This window comes from Janthinobacterium sp. SUN120 (assembly GCF_030397735.1).
GTDB lineage: Bacteria > Pseudomonadota > Gammaproteobacteria > Burkholderiales > Burkholderiaceae_D > Janthinobacterium > Janthinobacterium kumbetense.
Window position 1 is genome coordinate 1,072,993 of the sequence record NZ_JAPUBW010000002.1, and the last position, 13,212, is coordinate 1,086,204.

Genomic DNA, 13,212 nt, shown 5'->3' on the forward strand with positions numbered 1-13,212 from the left:
CCAGAGTGACTACCCTGTGTGACTACCCTTTTAAAAATTCTCCGACGCCAGACAAACCGAGCGCGAATTTACCCATGCGCGGTAGGCTCGGGGAAGGACCCTGGAAAATCCTCCGCCCCCCCTCAATGGGAGCGTTTCGAGCCGCGCCGGGCGGTTCGGCCTCGACGGCCCTACTGCGTGGCGACCAGACCGGCCGGGAGCGGCATCAGCTTCGCAGTGCTGCTTCCCATGCGCTGATCAGGTTCGCCTCCAGGTTCGCCGTGATAGTTTCCATGGCGATGGCGCTGAACTCGAACCGTTTCTTGTACACCGCATCGGTGGCAAATCTGATCAGCGGCGTGATGTGCCGGTTGTCGTTGGTCCGGGCGTAAATCCCTGCTGGCAGCTTCTGCCCCTTCGGCGTACCTTTGAAGAATCGCTTGCTCGATGCATTCGTATTCAGATCCTTAGCAATGCGCATGATCTTGGCCTTGCTCATGTTCCCGTACTGATTGAGCTGCATACCCGCGCCAGGCAACGCGATCTGAGGCGCACCGCTATCGGCAAACTTCTCTTCAAATGTCTTGAAAGCCCGCCGTCCGCCAGTTGCCTCCTCCATCAGATACTTCGCCTGGATATCTTTCACGAAGATGCGCGTGCTGAGCGTTGCCTTTGTTGCCGTGGTCACGCCGACCGCGCGCTGTGTGAAAGGCGTTGGCCTGTCGAAGATCGCCTTGATGTGCGCAGTCTCGGCCGCAGCTGTTTGCCGCGCAGTTTGGGTCAGCGCCTTGGCAACAGCGAATGGCATCTGCCGTTTACCCGCATCGTCCAGTCTGGCCATCAACTGGGAAAGCCCTTGCAATTCAATCGTTGGCATCTAGCCCACCTGAAATGGAGTCGTTGCATGCGGTCACTCTAGAGGGGGCAAGGTGCAGACGTCTGCACAAAACGCCCACCAGAAACGAGCCCGCCCTGTGGTTGATGCGTGCGCCCTGGGGCACTATCATCAACACAAATAAAAAAGCCCACCGAAGTGGGCAAGCACCAGAAACGAATGTATCCCCCGCTATAGAGCGGATCGAGATAGATCACCTCTTTCGCTGTTGAGAAATCGTCTCGCCAAACGCAAAAAAGCCCGCTTGTGCGGGCTTTAGGCGTTACTGCTGCGAGAATGACCGAAATATACACCCGCTGTAACAGCCGCGTCAAGCTATTGCAAAAACTCCTCGACCACGCCATCAGCAACAAAACTTGGTGCGAGGCGGCTATAGGCCATCTGTTCAAGCTCCCGCACATGCCCGTGCATCTTTGTCGACGCCCTCTGGTAGGTCATGTGGCTTGCGCCAAATGACTTGGCCAAGTCACGCACCGTGATGTCCAGTTGCTTATGATTGGCGAACAATCGCCCCAGCATGCAGTCGATAGCATGCGGGTTCAGTCCAGGGAACATTGGCCGGAACCAATCCGCCAATCCCTTGATGGCCTCGATGCGCTCAACCGAGAAAGCAAAGCGGCGATGGCCACCAATATCCTCGAAATCCGTCTGCCCGTACTTCGCTTGCAACACCCACATTTCGGTCTTCGGCAGCCGATGCTTTACCGCCTGCAGCACCATGGCACACTGGGCGCGCACCTCGTTGCCATCCAGTCCGCCGAAGTTAATTGTTCCCGACGCCGCGCCGCGCAGCTGCTCCAGCCAGCACCGCTGCCGGCCATTCAATTGCACCGACTCCATCGCCTTGATCAGTGCCGCCCGCAATGGTGCGTCCTGCTTCGCCTCCTGCGCCATAATCAGGAACGACACATGCACCGCCTGACCCACATTTTCAAATACCGCGTCTTCCGCTTTCACTTCCATCGCCTAGCCCCTTTTCTCGTTATCAATCGCCTGCTGATCCAATGCTTCCTGCCATGCCACTTCGCCCATCCTCCCTACATACCGCCCTGGCGCCCTATCCAGCGGCACGCCCCGATAAACCGGCGTACCCACCTCATGCCCCTTCTCCGTAGCGTGGAACCCCTGCCCTCCACGCATGCCGCGCCGTATCGCCGCATCCACCACCTCCGCCCCAAATGCCTCGCGGAATGCATCGATGATCGCGGCCACCTGGGGCATTTGCTCCCGCATGCTCACCTTCTTGTTCATCGTCCTGCCCTCCACTTCCTTCTTCGATGAAAACCGGCCGTATTCCGCTAACCCTTCATACCCATCACATACCCATCACATCGCTAACCCGCATGGATACTTACTTGTGATGGGTATGAGTACTGTTATTACTTCTTTCTACTTTCTGACAAAAAAAATACAGCGAACCATCAGCACCCAAACGCCTTTACTCATCAATGCGCGCATGTGTGCGTGCGCGAGAACCCGTAACACCCGTCATACCCATCACATTCCAGCATTCATGCGGGTTTGCGATGTGATGGCTTTGCACGATGTGATGACTTAACCCTCAACATCGGCCGCATCAACGCCGCTGCGACTGCGGTATGCCCTCAAACTTTTCTCGAACAGGCCAGATGCATCTGCCGCCCACTCTGCAAGCGTCTTGCCCTCTGGCTTCTTCCCGGCTAAAAACACGTTGCGCTGCTTGACCACCGATCCCAGCTCATACTTGATCAGGTGCTTTTCCAGCGCCTCGCCGGCGTACCGCAGCACGGTGGGCGAGAAAATGGTCTGTGAGATGTACTTCGATTCCCCGCTCTTGTCGCACCACACCTTGTAGGCGTCGTATAGCTGGGTAGCGCCGCACGTGATGAACGGCAGCGGCAGGAAGCCCCGGCTCCAGTCGCGGTAGAAGCGCTCGGCCGGCGTAAGACTCTTCTCGATCAGGTCGTCCTTGGCATCGGTGTAAATCGGCTTGGTGTGCTCGTCAAAGCCGCCCATATCCAGCTCGTGCATGAGGTAGTGGTAGTACGCCTCGATGCCACCGTTGGCGATCTCCTCGGCCACCTGGACATAAAATTCGCGCGACAACGCCGGCGGCGTCCAGATCACCAGGTAGCGCCGGTCCGTCTTATCCAAGGCCAGCGGCTGTAGCTCGTTTGACAGGAAGACAAAGTTCATATGGTTGGCCTCGCCATGTTCGGGCAGGCCCTTCGGGTTGATGATGATCATGTCGCCCGACACCAGGTACTTGAGCTTGCCCTTCATGTGCTTGAGTTCCGAGCGCGTCACCACCTCATCGGCCACCATGAATAGCTTCATGGAGGCCCAGTCATTGAACTGGCTCTCCAGCTGCGCATTACCGATCACATAGCCGTACTCGCCATAGATTTTCTTGATCACTTTCTCGAAGAAGAAATTCTTGCCGCTGCCCTCGTCGCCGTGCATGATGATTGACGTTTCCATCTTCGCGCCGCGATTCCGCAGCGGATAGGCCAACCAGCGTTCCACCCACTCGACCAGGGCGTCATTGCCGTCGCACAAGTGCGCGATCAGGGTCTGGATGCGCAAGCAGCTGCCGCGTCGCGGTTGCATCTTCCAGCCGTTGAACAGGTTGACCGTAGCCGTGGCGCCGCTCGATGCCGGCGACGGCGTGTCCTGCGGATCGAAAACGATATTCTTCTTCAGCACCCAGCGCCGCGCCTCGCCGCCCCAAAACTTCATCACGTCGTTGTTTGCCACGATGGTGCGCATGCTCGATATCTTCATCAGCATGCGTTGAGACACGTCCCACACCAGGTCTTCGCCATACACCAGCACGAAGTTTTTCAACACGTATTCCACCTGGTTCCAGTGATCCGCGCCGTACACCTTCTTCGGTTTATCTTTCGCCTGTTTGCCTTCGGCCCCCGCCCCCGGCGCGGAAGCGGAGCCGTCAACATCTGGAGGCTCAGGTAGCGATCCATCCGCATACCCTGCCTCCAGCGTTGCAGCAAGGCGCGCCTCGCTATCGTCCGCCTCTGCGTCGACAGCGCTCCTGCGGGCTGGCTGCTCCGCACTAGGGGGTGGGGGGGATTCATCGGTAACGCTTTCAGCAAACAAGACCCCCAGGTCAAGCACTGGCGCGGGCACGCTGGTATCGGAACGGCCTGAATCTGGCTGCTGCGCAGCAGGGGGAACGGGGGAAGCGCCTGTGACTGCGAGAGCAGCTGCAGGCGGAACCATTTGATTGGCCGCTGACGCGGCGGAAGGAACGGGAACAGCAGATTTGGGCTGCTGCGCAGCAAGGATGGAAACCCCGACTTGCGCCGCTACCGTCTCAAGCCCCTCCTCGATCTGCAGATCGTTGAAGTCCGACAGCTTGCGCCCCGCCCTGTTGGCGAACACCGGCACGACCATCGAAGTGCGATCCATCTTGCGGCACAACGCCGAGCAGCTGGCCACGCCGGCATTCTTGAACGTGTAACGCTGCTGCCGGCGGCCGGTGCGCACATCCGCTTCGATGTACCGCACGGCGGCCGCGTCGGTGCGCCACCAAGCAGTGACTTCCACATCCGCACCATCGTCGGCCAGCACGACATGCGAGGCGCCGTCGATCAGAACAGCGGCCAGGACCTGATAGTCCTCGCGCATGCGCTCGATGAAACGCTCGACTAACTGGTCATCATCGTCAGTAAGAAACAGCAGATGCGCGTGCGGGAACGCCTCGCGCAAAGCGGTAGCCACGGACGCCAAAGAACCGGCGTCAAAAGCCACGGCCACAGGCAGGTCGATGCCGGCCAGCGCTGCGGCCGCACGCGCACTCGCACATGTGGCGTAACCCTCACCTACGGCGATGACAGTTGCGTTAAGTGGCTGTCCAAGCATGTGGTACGCGCCAGGCTTATCCATGCCGGCGTTGTAGCGCTTCTCGCCTGCTTGGTCGATCTTCTGCAGACCAACCAGCTGGCCGGCACGCTGCAGCGGGATCAGCAATGATCCGGCACGGTCGACGCGTACGCCCTCGCCCGCGATCTGCTTGCGGTCCAGGTATGGATGTTGCACAGCTATGCCAGCGGCTTTCATCCACTGATCGCGCGCACGGTTGGCTGCCAGCTGCGCTTCGCGCTGCTTCTTCTCGACCTCGCGCTGTTCGTTCTCGCGCAGCTTGGTAGAAAATTCAGAGCGCTCCTCGTCCGTCATCGCCTCGGCGTCGACTGTGACAGGTACGGTATTGCGATTATCCCCCTGGTGAATACCGAAGGCGCCGGTGACGACTCTGCGGCCGGTCTTGAGAACCAGTTCGCGCAGGATGTACCAGCCTTTTTTCTTAGGGCCGAAACGGTGAAACTTGCCATCTAAAACGGGGTGATTGGGTGGGAGTTGCGGCATGTCACATGCCGCCATTTGAGCAATAACCTGGGCAACATCACTCACTGACAATTGCTCCCATCACTCCAGGCATAGCCAGGCCGTGCGGCACGCGCTGGCTACCCATGCGGGAGGGGATCGTTGCATAGTCAAACGAGCCAGGCCGGGCCAGTGGCGCGCGCACCATGTTCGCAGGAGACAAAGGGAGTTTCTTGCCGATGTAGCGCGGCCCTGCGACCTGGCCTGCCGGAGCCACCTTGTCTTGAGTCGAGCGGCCAACAAAATCCCAGCCTTTTTGCGTCACCACGTAATCGCCAGCCTCACGGCGCACCACATGACAACGCATCAGCGAGTTGATGATTTCACGCTCAAACGCTGTAATGGGGCGCGTCCACGTCATTGCGTTCATCCAGCCATGCAAGCCGACACGGCCGCCCAACTGTGCGAGCTTGCGAAAGGCGAGATCAGGGCGCGTTCCGGCGCGTGGGCCAAAATGCGCACTCATGCCGCACCATCCTGGCCGCCATCCGGCTTGCAATAGACACGGATTGTCAACGCCATTAGCTCGGACAACCCACGCTGCAGGCCGTCGATATCGGCATCAAGGCAGGCCCGCTCACGTGGATCGATCAGTTCGTCTGCCGTCGCCTCTTCAAAGTGCGAGGCGAAGATGCCCAGGCGGACGTAAATGTCGCGGAACTTTTTAGCCAGCACTTCGTTGCCGTCGGACATATCTTCCGGCAGTTTTACGAAGGCGCCACCGCTCGATGCGGCCACAGCCTCAGCGAACAGCGTAGTGCCGGAGAACGCCTGCAGCTGCAGGGCAGTGTCCACAGTGATGCCCTGCCCTTTGCGTTCGTAGACGCGATTCTCCAGGCCATTGCGACTCATACCTAGGGCGGCCGCAATTGCGTCCCAACCGCCAGGAAATGCCTTGATCATTCCAAGGTACGATTTTTTGATTTTCACAACATATCCTTCTTCTTGGTGGTTGTTCACATCACGCGGTCAAGCTACGCTCGCGACATGAAAATTGATCCTGCTCACGCCCGGCTTCGCGGATCGACACCTACAACGGAATGCTCCGGTACGGTATCGAGAATGTTTGTTGACGATGGCAGCTGACGTCCTGCATGACCGGGACCAGAGACGTTCCGCCCCTCTGAACTAAAGACTTCTGGCCGCGCCAGCTTCAGGAACATAAGACGTGCACGCGGGATGCCGTTGCGGCGCCACTCAGACACGGACGGGTCTTTAACTTGGCAAATCCGTGCGGTTTCTGACGTGCCGCCAAGCGCGTCAATGATTTCGTCGGCTGTAAGTTCATTAGTCATACCTTATTTTAGGCAAGCCTAAAGAAATAAGCAAGAATAATTTAGGCATCCCTTATTTGGAAATTGTTAGGATTACCTAATGGATTGGCACAAAAGACTTACGCAGGCCCGCGAGGCCAAAAACATCAAAAAATCAGCTTTTGCGAAGCTGGTGGGAGTATCCGCCCCGACAGTTACTGACTGGGAGAACGGCGATACAAAAATGATTGAAGGAAACAACCTGGTAAAGGTTTGCCAGGTACTGGAGGTGTCGCCGGATTGGCTGCTTCACGGAACCGACACTTCGAAAGAGGACGCTCAAAAGCTTTTGCCTGGGTCCGTTCCAATCTCACTTGTCGAGGACGACGAGCAAGCACTTTATCGCGTTAAGTTGGTGCAACTGCGACTACAAGCCGGAGTAACGGGTTTTCAAACAGAGCCAGACAACACCGACGGTGGGACTCTGGGGCTGTCTAAATCATGGGTGCACCGCAAGGGCTTTGACCCTGAGAGCCTTCTGGCAGTCAAGGTTAAGGGCGAAAGCATGGAACCCACCTTCTATGAGGGCGATACGATCGTCATCAATCTGGCCGACAAGAAGTTGACCGACAATGGAGTATTCGCAGTCAACTATGGTGGGGAAGCTGTTGTAAAACGGATATCGCGTGACGCCGGCCAATGGTGGCTGATGTCGGACAACTCCGATCAACGGAAGTTTTATCGCAGGAATTGTCAAGGCAACGAATGCATCATTATTGGCAGGGTAGTACGTAGAGAAGGCGACCACTTTTAACCCAGCCGCTTAAGGCAATCGACCCCGCATGCCGGGGTTTTTTTTCGCCTTACCGAAAGACCATCGCATCTACACAATCAAAAATTTAGGCATGCCGAAAATATTAACTTGACTGTTTCTTTAGGCATGCCTAAACTTGATCGTATTAGCAACCACAACGATGGAGCGAAGACGATGGAAAACCTTCCAAAACCCCCTCTCACAGTTCGTGAGAGTATTCAACAATGCATTGACGTCGCCACGAGCCGGCACCCGCAAGATCGCGTCCTGTGCACCGAAACCTTCATCGCCGCACTATCTGGCGCGCTGCAACGAGACGACATGGCGCTGGCCAACCGCGTCTTTGCATTGCTGCTCACCCCGAAGAAAAAGGCTCAACAGTGAGCGCCTTCCGCGTCACCGTCAAAACCTCGCTCGGCGTGACGCACTACTACGCGCTGGCCAGCACGGCCGCAGGTGCGTGCGAGGACGCCGTCGACGCCCAGTGCGGCGAACCCTGCGGCGTGACCGCGCATCCACTGTAGGAGGCCGCAGCCATGCCCTCGACCGCTACCCGCAAGCCGGCTAAAGCGCCGCTGCCATCGTCGCAAAGCCTGCGCGACACCCTGGCCAGCGCAAACGACGCCGCCCAGCTGGCCCGTTTCACGCGCAATACCGGCTGCGCTGCCAAGGAAGTCACTGGCGCCGATGGACGCCTGTCCATCCTGCAGGTGTTCGAGGCCATGCGCCGCCGCGGCTACCACGTCACCGAGCCAGTGCGCCCACAGCAGCAGCCCCGCGCCGGCTTCACCGCCTGGTGCGTGAGTGTGACGCTGCCCAAGGGCATCAGCTTCAAGCTCGCCTACCACACGCCAGGGACGGTCAAATGACAGCCCCGCTCGTCCATCTGGCGATTGACGTCCGCAGCGTGCTGGCCAGGCCACTGCACGAGCTGCGCGGATTCACGCACCCGGACGGCCGCGCCATGACCCCGCGCCAGGCCAAGGCAGCCCTGGCGGCGCAACTGGCCGAAGGCCATGAGCTGCTGCCCATCGGCCGCAGCGCTCCTTTCGATTTCATTAAACGCTAACCGGGCCGTCCCCGCCCACAACCAGGAGCCGCACATGAGTAGCGACCTCGTAATACCCACCATCGGAGGCATGAAGAAAGCCCCGCCCCGCAGCGAGAAACGCATCGTCGTCGACGAGCTGGTCGACGACCAAGTATTCGCAATCACCGACTGGGCCGACATCCGCCCCAGCTACACCAACCGCAAACGGTTCAACCAGACCGCGCTGGAGCAGCTGGCCGCCAACATCAAGGAAGTTGGAATTGTCCAGCCCATCCTGATTCGCCCAGTCACACCAACCGCTGACGCGCCTCAGCATTTCGAGATCGTCGCCGGCGAGCGCCGCTGGCGCGCCGGAAACATCGCCGAGCTGCAGCGCGGTCCGACCATGATCCGCAAGCTGACGGACCTGCAGGCGCGCGAGATCCAGCTGCTGGAGAACCTGCAGCGCGAAGACCCGCACCCGATGGAGGAGGCCGAAGGATTCCAGGAGTTGATGCTCAATGCCGGCTACACCGCTGATCGCCTGGTGGAAAAACTGAAAAAATCGCGTAGCCACATCTACGGCCGCCTGAAACTGTGCGCACTGACGACCGAGGTACGCGAGAAGTTCCTCGATGACGCGATCACGCCGTCGACCGCGCTGCTAATCGCACGCATTCCCGTGCCGGCGCTGCAGATCAAAGCGCTTGGCGAGATCAGCGCCCCTATCTACCAGGGCACCGGCGAACCTATGCCCTATCGCGCCGCACTTCGGCACGTTCAGCAAAACTACATGGTTGACCTGACGCGCGCACTGTTCAAACTGACCGACGCAACCCTGCTGCCGCTGGCCGGCGCCTGTACCAAATGCCCTAAAAAATCCGGCAATCAACCGGAGGTATTCAGCGACACCAAAAGTGCAGACGTCTGCACAGATCCTAGTTGCTACGCCGAGAAGCGCCTAGCACATGATGCGTTGGCGATTGCTGCGGCAGGCAAGGGCGGCATCCCTGTCTATGAAGGCGAGGAAGGGGCAACGCGATATCGTAAAAATACCAACGACAAATACACCCTGTACGTCAAAGCCGACGCTGCCTTATGGATGTTTGACCGCAACGCACCTGCCACGCAAAACTACGGGAACGCAACCATGTTCCTCGAAGGCGGCCTGCTACCTGAACCGGCGTGGTATGTGAAGCACGACAATGGCGACCTGACGCCCTTCTACGACAAAGCACTCATCCAAAAACTGCTGGAAGACGCTGGTGCATGCGAAACGGTCGAAGTTCATGCGGCACGCATGGCCGATGTGCGCGCCATAGCGGAGAGAAAGGAAGCTGCAGCGAACACACCGGCCAAACAGGAGGAAGTAGCCAAGGCGCGCGCGGAAGAGGCCGCAGCCGAAAAACAGGCCGAGCAGGACGAACGCTACCGCATCGAACTGTACAAACGTCTGCGCGCTGAAGGCGCGAGCGGATTCTCACTGGCCTCGCTACGCGAATTTACCAAATTGGTGCTGATTGACCGCGATCTGCCAGACCAGGCCCTCGCCGGCGTTTACACGTTTGACACCTCCAGCACCGAGAACATCCACGCCTATATCGATCAGGCCGGCCTACCCGATGTGCAGCTGCTGTTGGTCGACATGCTGCTGGGTGACTGCCTGGGCGGCATGGGATGGTTCAAAGCAGAGGAACGTGAAGCTCAAGAGGCCACAATTCACGCCATGGCCAGGCATGAAGGCATCGATCCTGATGCCGTGCGCCTGCAGCTGGAAATGGACGAAATTCCACTCAAGGACGTCCAGGTACAGCAACTGGGCGACTTTATCGCTAATTCACCAGGCCGCCTGAACGATCTCACTAAATTCATCCTCGCCGAGTGCCCGCTGATGATCAAAGCCCTTGAACAGGCTGCAAATACTCACGGCTGGTATTACGCGCCTGGTCAAGTCTGGCTGCGCGCCGACGAAACAAGCACACCTGGCGCGGCCAACGTGGTGCCGGAGCAATCCGACGAAGAAGATGCCGACGACCTCGCAGATCAAATCAACTTGGTGCCGCAGGACGAAGTCGCCGCAATCGAGCCGCCTGCAGCAACTGCGGTCAACCAGCCAGAGCCAGAAACCAAGAAGCCGGCGCCGCGTGTACGCAAACCCAAAAGCCCTACGAAACCAGCAGCATGGCCCTGGCCAACATCCACAACCGCAGCACCAACTACCGCGAAGGAAGCACCATGAACAGCGAGAACATCGCGGCCACGCCCGCACAGGAACGTATTGACGCAGTCGAAGTCCAGGAACGCCTGTCCTGGCCAGGTGCTCCAGCCACCGCTTACTGCGATACCTGGCTGATGATCAATGCTGGCGCACTCAATTTCAAGGCCACTGAAGAGCTCCAGGTGGCAGTCATGGCCAACATTGGGCACCAGCTGCTGCAGGAGATCGCCGCATATCGGCCAACATTCAAGTGGACGAACAGTCCGGTCGAGATTATTGGCGCGCTGGCAGAGGAAGCGGCCTCCCATCCATTGGCCCCATCACTTCACTTGGTCGTTCCCGATGGCTGGAAGCTGCTTCCACTTGACCCAACCACAGCCATGATTGACGCGCTCTACCATGACGGGTATGCGGAAATGCTTGAAGCGGCTCCTTCCACCCCATCAGCGCAGGGAGCAGGTACCGCCTTTGCTCGCCAGCTCATCGACTCAGGCGCAGAAAACTTCATCGGCGAAGTGTTCGATACCGAGCGTGGTGAAATTGAGGTGACCGCCCGCTACATTTCCGGCAAAACTCCAGCGGATAAGCTGGCGGAACTTGAAGCCCGTATTACAACAACGCACGGCGATGCCAAAGTACTGACGGATGACGAGATCGTATCCGTATTACATTCTCTCGGAATCGATACCCACCCGAGCAAGTACGGCTTCCCAGAAACGCAAGTGTCGGCGACCAACGTTCCAGGTATTCGACGCTTATTGACTGCCTGCGCTGCTATCGCAACCAGCAAGGCAGGCGCGTGATGACCATGTTCAGCCCCGAACTCGGACGCAAGCTGCGTAACATTGAAAAGCACTTTGCTGGCCAAGCCGAACAGCGCGAGGAGAAGGCAATTGCGGCGCACATGGCGGAAATTAGTGCGTCTCTCGGCAAGCCCTCGAAACGACGCCAGAGCTACGCTGAACCTATGCCCCACCGTCATAGCATCGCAGCGGCATTCGTGGTACTAGCGGCCGCGCTGGCCGGTCTGTCATGGTGGTGCCCATGACAGCGACCAAAACCAACACGAATGCCGCGCAGCTCCGCCATTCCGAGCCCAACTTCAACGGTTTGGTCGACGTAATTGTCAGCGATCACCTGGCAGCCAGCTGTCAGTCAATCGGGCAGTATCGAAGCATGCTTATTAAATTTGCTGCACAGATCAAAACAGCATCACTTGCAGAAAACATGAAAGGAAATGTATGAGTACCGAAGAAATGCTGGTAAAGCTGCTTGAGCGACTGTCTAAGCCACTACCTCCACCGCTACCTGTCGAGGTTGACTTATGGGACACGAAGAACATCGCCGCATATCTAAAGCGATCCGTAGACACGGTGCGGGACGATATCGTATGCCTGCCGTCGTTTCCTCGCCCGATTCGGCTTCCAACTCCAGGGCGCGCGCAGGCACTGTACAAAGCGCGGGAAGTAATCAAGTGGACCGAGAGCCATGTGGCGTAGCGGCTAATGCCGCCCTCGACATGCCATTCCGTTAGGTTAACTTTGCCGCAATATCGTCGGCAGTTGCATTGTAGTAGGTTTGCAACTGCCGAATATCCTGATGCCCTACCATCCGGGCCAGGTCCAGCACTGTAAGTTTGCTGGCGAGCCTGGTGATTGCTTCATGGCGCGTGTCATGGAACGTCAAACCCTCTATGCCAGTCGTATCACGCGCTCTGCGGAACATCGCATCGAGCGTCGCCGGCGTCAAATCAAATCCATCAGGCACCATAGCCCACAATTCCACCGCACGCGGGGACAAGGCCACATCGCGAGGCAATCCATTTTTCGTCATCCGCAGCCGAGCCACGCGACCATTCACATCCTCCGCCTGCAAAGAACATATTTCTCCAGCACGCATCGCAGTTTCAATGGCGAACAGGAAAGCTATTGCGATGCGCTGCTGCTTGGTCTTCGGGACAACGCCGGCCGCCTGGTGATCCCAACCAAGAGCGATGCAAATCTTTTTGATCTCTTCGGAGCTGATAAGGCGATCTCGGGGCGGCTTAGCTTTTGGCCGCGCGACGTCAGCCGTAGGGCTGGCCGATATCCATTTCCACTCCTTGCGAGCGACGGAGAATACGTGCGACAGCAGGTTCATTTCTCGGGTTACCGAACCGCCCTGGACGGTCAGCAGCCGTTCATCGCGCCAAGCGGCAATATGGGTAGCATCCAAATCGCACATCTTGACGGAGCCAAGCGGCATCTCGGCAAAGAACGCCAGGCGAAATGCCTCCCATCGGTGGCCTCGCTTCAACTTAGATACCTCAAGCTCGTACTTGCGAAACGCATCAGCGCAGGTCTTCGTATTGACCACTGCTTTTTTGCCGCCAGCATTGATTCGCTGTTCAGCCTCCCAGGCCAAGGCAGCCGCCTTCGTGTCAAATGTCCCGCTGAAGCGTGTCCCGGCGACCATCACCCTGTGGCGCCATACTTTGCCGTCTTTTGTTGGTGCAGCCATTTTTGCCAAATCCTTTGCCAATTTTTGGCAAATGGTAGCAGGATTTCACCGTTTTATACCGGACTTCACCGAAAACGCGGACGTAAAAAAACCCAGCCTCCCCCTATGAAAACGGGTTAATCTGGGTTTTTCCGTACTACC

The 13,212-nt window shown here is 58.1% G+C and carries 16 protein-coding genes; 9 read left to right on the plus strand and 7 right to left on the minus strand.

The window, feature by feature from the left end:
* Positions 1-205 precede the first annotated feature (205 nt).
* The 6 genes from O0879_RS14495 to O0879_RS14520 all read right to left on the minus strand — a co-directional run bounded on the left by O0879_RS14495 (position 206) and on the right by O0879_RS14520 (position 6,187).
* Positions 206-856, minus strand: coding sequence for a hypothetical protein (locus O0879_RS14495; RefSeq protein WP_289917019.1), 651 nt, complete (start codon positions 854-856; stop codon positions 206-208).
* A gap of 333 nt (positions 857-1,189) precedes the next feature.
* Complete coding sequence (locus O0879_RS14500) at positions 1,190-1,837, minus strand: hypothetical protein (protein WP_289917021.1); 648 nt, start codon at positions 1,835-1,837, stop codon at positions 1,190-1,192.
* Between the two features lie 3 nt (positions 1,838-1,840).
* On the minus strand, positions 1,841-2,125 hold the full coding sequence (locus O0879_RS14505) for a hypothetical protein (RefSeq protein ID WP_289917023.1): 285 nt from the start codon (positions 2,123-2,125) through the stop codon (positions 1,841-1,843).
* Positions 2,126-2,428: 303 nt separating this feature from the next.
* Entirely contained in the window at positions 2,429-5,239 is a 2,811-nt protein-coding gene (locus O0879_RS14510; RefSeq protein WP_289917025.1) for a DUF5906 domain-containing protein, read from the minus strand.
* Positions 5,240-5,276: 37 nt separating this feature from the next.
* Positions 5,277-5,723: a hypothetical protein gene (locus tag O0879_RS14515; protein ID WP_289917027.1), complete on the minus strand. Its 447-nt coding sequence runs from the start codon at positions 5,721-5,723 to the stop codon at positions 5,277-5,279.
* Positions 5,720-6,187 (minus strand): YmfL family putative regulatory protein, encoded by a 468-nt coding sequence (locus O0879_RS14520; RefSeq protein ID WP_289917028.1) that lies wholly within the window; start codon positions 6,185-6,187, stop codon positions 5,720-5,722. Before O0879_RS14520 ends, O0879_RS14515 begins: the two co-directional genes overlap by 4 nt.
* Before the next feature lie 444 nt (positions 6,188-6,631).
* Here O0879_RS14520 and O0879_RS14525 point away from each other — a divergent pair, with 444 nt between their 5' ends.
* The 9 genes from O0879_RS14525 (at position 6,632) to O0879_RS14565 (ending at position 11,817) form a co-directional block, all read left to right on the plus strand.
* Complete coding sequence (locus O0879_RS14525) at positions 6,632-7,324, plus strand: XRE family transcriptional regulator (RefSeq protein WP_289917030.1); 693 nt, start codon at positions 6,632-6,634, stop codon at positions 7,322-7,324.
* A gap of 174 nt (positions 7,325-7,498) precedes the next feature.
* Positions 7,499-7,708 carry a hypothetical protein gene (locus O0879_RS14530; RefSeq protein ID WP_289917032.1) on the plus strand — a complete coding sequence of 70 codons (210 nt, stop codon included), beginning with the start codon at positions 7,499-7,501 and terminating at the stop codon, positions 7,706-7,708.
* Positions 7,705-7,848, plus strand: coding sequence for a hypothetical protein (locus O0879_RS14535; RefSeq protein ID WP_289917033.1), 144 nt, complete (start codon positions 7,705-7,707; stop codon positions 7,846-7,848). The genes O0879_RS14530 and O0879_RS14535 overlap by 4 nt, the downstream gene beginning before the upstream one ends.
* Before the next feature lie 12 nt (positions 7,849-7,860).
* Positions 7,861-8,193, plus strand: coding sequence for a hypothetical protein (locus tag O0879_RS14540; protein WP_289917035.1), 333 nt, complete (start codon positions 7,861-7,863; stop codon positions 8,191-8,193).
* The gene (locus O0879_RS14545) at positions 8,190-8,393 is read left to right on the plus strand and encodes a hypothetical protein (RefSeq protein ID WP_289917038.1); all 204 of its coding nucleotides are present in this window, start codon (positions 8,190-8,192) and stop codon (positions 8,391-8,393) included. Before O0879_RS14540 ends, O0879_RS14545 begins: the two co-directional genes overlap by 4 nt.
* A gap of 34 nt (positions 8,394-8,427) precedes the next feature.
* Positions 8,428-10,593, plus strand: coding sequence for a ParB/RepB/Spo0J family partition protein (locus O0879_RS14550; RefSeq protein WP_289917041.1), 2,166 nt, complete (start codon positions 8,428-8,430; stop codon positions 10,591-10,593).
* Complete coding sequence (locus tag O0879_RS14555; RefSeq protein ID WP_289917042.1) at positions 10,590-11,375, plus strand: hypothetical protein; 786 nt, start codon at positions 10,590-10,592, stop codon at positions 11,373-11,375. The genes O0879_RS14550 and O0879_RS14555 overlap by 4 nt, the downstream gene beginning before the upstream one ends.
* Complete coding sequence (locus tag O0879_RS14560; protein ID WP_289917044.1) at positions 11,372-11,620, plus strand: hypothetical protein; 249 nt, start codon at positions 11,372-11,374, stop codon at positions 11,618-11,620. The genes O0879_RS14555 and O0879_RS14560 overlap by 4 nt, the downstream gene beginning before the upstream one ends.
* Positions 11,617-11,817 carry a hypothetical protein gene (locus O0879_RS14565; protein ID WP_289917046.1) on the plus strand — a complete coding sequence of 67 codons (201 nt, stop codon included), beginning with the start codon at positions 11,617-11,619 and terminating at the stop codon, positions 11,815-11,817. The genes O0879_RS14560 and O0879_RS14565 overlap by 4 nt, the downstream gene beginning before the upstream one ends.
* Before the next feature lie 285 nt (positions 11,818-12,102).
* Here O0879_RS14565 and O0879_RS14570 read toward each other — a convergent pair whose 3' ends face one another.
* Positions 12,103-13,071 (minus strand): site-specific integrase, encoded by a 969-nt coding sequence (locus O0879_RS14570; protein WP_289917048.1) that lies wholly within the window; start codon positions 13,069-13,071, stop codon positions 12,103-12,105.
* Positions 13,072-13,212 lie beyond the last annotated feature (141 nt).

Bases quoted from the DNA above. Each gene is read 5' to 3' on its own strand.
- O0879_RS14495 (WP_289917019.1), bottom strand. From the start codon at position 856: ATGCCAACGATTGAATTGCAAGGGCTTTCCCAGTTGATGGCCAGACTG.
- O0879_RS14500 (WP_289917021.1), bottom strand. From the start codon at position 1,837: ATGGAAGTGAAAGCGGAAGACGCGGTATTTGAAAATGTGGGTCAGGCG.
- O0879_RS14505 (WP_289917023.1), bottom strand. From the start codon at position 2,125: ATGAACAAGAAGGTGAGCATGCGGGAGCAAATGCCCCAGGTGGCCGCG.
- O0879_RS14510 (WP_289917025.1), bottom strand. From the start codon at position 5,239: ATGCCGCAACTCCCACCCAATCACCCCGTTTTAGATGGCAAGTTTCAC.
- O0879_RS14515 (WP_289917027.1), bottom strand. From the start codon at position 5,723: ATGAGTGCGCATTTTGGCCCACGCGCCGGAACGCGCCCTGATCTCGCC.
- O0879_RS14525 (WP_289917030.1), top strand. From the start codon at position 6,632: ATGGATTGGCACAAAAGACTTACGCAGGCCCGCGAGGCCAAAAACATC.
- O0879_RS14530 (WP_289917032.1), top strand. From the start codon at position 7,499: ATGGAAAACCTTCCAAAACCCCCTCTCACAGTTCGTGAGAGTATTCAA.
- O0879_RS14540 (WP_289917035.1), top strand. From the start codon at position 7,861: ATGCCCTCGACCGCTACCCGCAAGCCGGCTAAAGCGCCGCTGCCATCG.
- O0879_RS14545 (WP_289917038.1), top strand. From the start codon at position 8,190: ATGACAGCCCCGCTCGTCCATCTGGCGATTGACGTCCGCAGCGTGCTG.
- O0879_RS14550 (WP_289917041.1), top strand. From the start codon at position 8,428: ATGAGTAGCGACCTCGTAATACCCACCATCGGAGGCATGAAGAAAGCC.
- O0879_RS14555 (WP_289917042.1), top strand. From the start codon at position 10,590: ATGAACAGCGAGAACATCGCGGCCACGCCCGCACAGGAACGTATTGAC.
- O0879_RS14565 (WP_289917046.1), top strand. From the start codon at position 11,617: ATGACAGCGACCAAAACCAACACGAATGCCGCGCAGCTCCGCCATTCC.
- O0879_RS14570 (WP_289917048.1), bottom strand. From the start codon at position 13,071: ATGGCTGCACCAACAAAAGACGGCAAAGTATGGCGCCACAGGGTGATG.